General features: G+C 36.8%; 2 protein-coding genes. One reads left to right on the forward strand and one right to left on the reverse strand.

Annotated features, from left to right (window positions below):
• Window positions 1-524 precede the first annotated feature (524 nt).
• Window positions 525-1,874 (forward strand): 3-phosphoshikimate 1-carboxyvinyltransferase, encoded by a 1,350-nt coding sequence (aroA, locus tag F6K13_RS22185; protein ID WP_124154453.1) that lies wholly within the window; start codon window positions 525-527, stop codon window positions 1,872-1,874.
• A gap of 528 nt (window positions 1,875-2,402) precedes the next feature.
• On the opposite strand, the gene F6K13_RS22190 is transcribed toward aroA, so the two are convergent.
• Entirely contained in the window at window positions 2,403-2,825 is a 423-nt protein-coding gene (locus F6K13_RS22190; RefSeq protein WP_124145875.1) for a CAAD domain-containing protein, read from the reverse strand.
• Between the last annotated feature and the right edge of the window lie 1,162 nt (window positions 2,826-3,987).

Consider the following 3,987-nt stretch of genomic DNA (forward strand, 5'->3'; position numbering starts at 1 on the left):
CAGAATGCAATACTAAATTAATATTCAAAATTTGTCTCAAATCAACTAGAATAGCTACAAATAGACAAGAAAAAGACAAGATAAAGTCTAAAAGAAATCCTCAGAGGCTTTGACTCATCAGTTCTAATCGCCAAAACTTCCCTTAATGGTCATTTTAGTTAACAGTTAACAGTACCTCCTCCAATTTGTAGGGAGGCTTAAAATACTGAATTTTCTTTTCTCTTGGTCAACCTCTCTATACGGTTTTCCTAACTGATTTTTGCTAACAGTATAACAATTAGTAGTAAATTTTTTATTGGTATTTATAGCAAATATTGAGTTGCTTAGGATATTAGGATAGGGAGCGGGGAGTAGGGAGTGGGGACAATAAGGATATTTGCTTTGTGTAAGAAGATAGGTTTTTTCATCACTAATTATCAGGACTTGATATTAAATGAATTCTGCACAGGTATTTATTTACTCACCCTTCCCAGACTCCTATAAAATTGTGGCTGTGCAAATTTTGCAAATTTATAGTTAATTTTATGATACCTGCTGTAGTAACTACACAAATTACAAATAGTCAAGAAACTTTGATAATTCAAAGACCACAATCAGGTCTATGCCTCAAAGGTAACATTCAAATTCCTGGAGATAAATCAATTTCTCATCGGTCTCTTATGCTAGGAGCGATCGCTCAAGGAAAAACTACCATAAAAGGCTTGCTTCTAGGGGAAGATCCCCGCAGCAGTGCTAAATGTTTTTCACTTCTTGGGGCTGATATTTCTCAACTCAATACAGACTTGGTGGAGGTTCAGGGAGTTGGACTAGATAATCTCATAGAACCATCTCAGGTTTTGGACTGTGGTAATTCTGGCACTACAATGCGACTAATGTTGGGGATTTTGGCCTCCCATCCCGAACGTTTTTTTACTGTTACTGGAGATAGTTCCCTGGTCCAGCGTCCCATGTCCCGTGTGATTGAGCCTCTGACACAGATGGGCGCTCAAATCTGGGGTAGAAAAGGTGGCTCTTTAGCCCCATTGGCCATTCAGGGACAAAAGTTACGACCGATCCATTATCATTCTCCCATTGCTTCAGCCCAGGTAAAATCTTGTATTTTGTTTGCTGGTTTAATGACGGAAGGGAAAACTACGGTAACTGAACCTGCTCTTTCACGAGACCATAGTGAAAGAATGTTGCAAGCTTTTGGCGCTCAAATTAGTATCGACCCAGAAACAAATAGTGTAACTGTGACAGGTCCAGCTAAATTGCAAGGTCAAGATGTGGTTGTGCCTGGTGATATTAGTTCGGCAGCTTTTTGGTTAGTAGCAGCAGCTATTGTGCCTGGGTCAGAATTGGTAATTGAAAATGTTGGTGTTAATCCTACTCGCACAGGCATACTAGAAGCTTTGGAAATGATGCAGGCTAATATTATACAGGAAAATCAGCGGGTTGTTGCTGGAGAACCTGTGGCTGATTTACGAGTATGTTATAGTCCTTTGAAAGCTTGTGAAATTTCTGGTGCGATAATTCCACGACTTATTGATGAAATTCCTATTTTGGCAGTTGCTGCTATGTTTGCTGAGGGGACAACTGTGATTAAGGATGCGGCTGAGTTGCGGGTCAAAGAGAGCGATCGCTTGATGGCTATGGCCACTCAACTCCAGAAACTGGGAGCTAGAGTTACAGAATTACCGGATGGATTGGAAATTACTGGTGGTGTGGCCTTGACTGGTGGTGATGTTGAGAGTTATGGGGATCATCGAGTTGCTATGAGTTTGGCGATCGCTGCTCTTAATGTGACTAACACTACCAATATCCATCAGGCTGAAGCTGCAAGCATTTCTTATCCCAATTTTACTGCTACTCTGCAACAAATTTGTAGGTCATAGTAAAATTTCGGTAAGTGGGAAATCAGCTATTTGACTCCTAGGTCGGAGCTTACGCTATTAATAGCTAGATGGAAACTACTCGATGGATTTTCTCCGTAGTCAAAAAAATGTGTTTTAATTTACGAAAAACTTAAAAAGTAGCCTCACTGGTCTTTTATTCTGGAAAGAGTAGTTGTAATTGACACCATAAGCGTGAACGACTGCTGTATACATACTAGGATATGATACTGTTCAACAATTAATAATTAATTATTAATAATTAATTATTACCTCTCCTTTAAAACGGATAGGATTGACTCAAAGGAAAATTTTTATTTATTATCCCCTTAAAAGGGGAGGCTTTAAACCACAATTTTTCGGTAATGTGAAAATCGTGGTTTTAACCAATTTACAACTCCTAGGAAGAATCTACGGGAATTTATCTCGTGGAGTGTCAAATAAAGTAGTTAAAAAATTAAGACATTGGTTAATTTATTGAAAATGTAATTTCAAATTAATAACCAATGTCTTAATTGTTGGGGCTTTTTTTTATTTACTTGATGATTTTTCCCCTAAAAGTTGTTCTTTCCAAGCTTGAAGCTCTACGGATAACTCCTGGCGGTTAGAAGCACGAAGTAGATAGCGATATATAAACCACCCAGAATAGATAATACCAATTAACTCGAAAGTAGGGGCTAGCAGCGGGATATCATTTAATGATTCGATTACTGCCAACATTACCTTGAGAGTAACAATGACTCCTAGAATTAAGCCAAGAGTAACAATTGGCTTCTGATATTGTCCAAAGAAGCCAGATATAATAGCTGGTAGCTCTGATAATATTTCCAAGACTTGGTTTTTAATATCTTGGAACTGGTCGGATGTTTCTTCAGAATTGGATACTGTAGTTAGAGAACCTGGTTCTGTAGGGCTTACTCCTACTTCTTTTGTAGTATCTTTTTCTTCTTGCATAATTTAATGATGTCCCTTCAATTACTAAGGTAGTTATGATAAACATTTGAGTGAATCTTATGGTCAATATTCCAGAGTTTTAAAGGACATGGCCTACTCTTAACTCAAAGTTATCTTGATTTTTCAAACATAAACCTAAACCAGAAAATCTGACATTGCAAGAATAATCATATATGGATTTAGCATATCTAGTGGTCTATTATTATTTCTACAAATCTTAAATCCTACATTTCGCACGACGAAATGTAATATCATGTCCGGTTAAATACTTATAAATAACTACGGAGGAGTCAGGAGTCAGTCCTCAGGAGTCAGGAGAGAAAAAGAAGGAAAAGGAGAAGGCAGTTTTTGATTACAAAGCGACATGATATAAAACATCAAATTATAAAAATTTAAGAGTAACTATTGCAGAGTAAAGAAAAAAAGTTCTAACACTCCTATGTATGAGAAGAGTATTGCAGAAGAAAGCTGAGTAGTTCATATTATTAAGGCCATTAGTATCAAGTCTAAGTCACAAAAAATAGGTTTGATACTTTTGTTTTCTGAGCTTCAGGACTTTTTAAAATATCTACGCCAAATATATTTTGTGCAAGGTTTTATTGAAGTAAGATTTGTTCAAAATTTACTGTTTCTTTTCCACAACTATTTTCTGTTCTAATTTGAGCTACTTAATTTAACTTCTAAAATTATATTCAGCATTTTCATATATTAAATAGGTGGTAGTGGTGCATTGTTATGATGTCGTTCATTAATTGATAATGGATAATGGATAATTACCTCTGGTTAAAACCGTTACGGAATTGAATATAAGGAAATATCCTAGCACTTTTTTTCCCTTGAAAGGGTCGGCTAATAAAGCTGAATTATTTAATTAATAATTAATAATTATTAATTAGGGCTTGCTGATTAAATCTAAAAGTATTTACAGATAAAGATAAGCACCTTTTTGGGGCTTTTAAAAAGAGCGCCTGTTTCAGTCTAAAACCCTCAAAAAGTTAGTATTTTAGGCGCATAGTTGGGCAGAAAAATTATTCTTACAATTCTTACTCCTACCTCCTCGCTCATTCCCATTCTTCCCCTCCTGGGAGGGGTTAGGGGTGGGTTGTCTCCTGTCTCCTGTCTCCTGTATTCCCCTCCTGGGAGGGGAATATGGGGAGTCAGA

The sequence above is a fragment of the Okeania sp. SIO2B9 genome (assembly GCF_010672505.1).
In the GTDB taxonomy this organism is placed as follows: Bacteria; Cyanobacteriota; Cyanobacteriia; order Cyanobacteriales; family Microcoleaceae; genus Okeania; species Okeania hirsuta.

Excerpts from the sequence above, each read along its gene's own strand:
- aroA (WP_124154453.1), top strand. The coding sequence starts at position 525 with ATGATACCTGCTGTAGTAACTACACAAATTACAAATAGTCAAGAAACT.
- F6K13_RS22190 (WP_124145875.1), bottom strand. The coding sequence starts at position 2,825 with ATGCAAGAAGAAAAAGATACTACAAAAGAAGTAGGAGTAAGCCCTACA.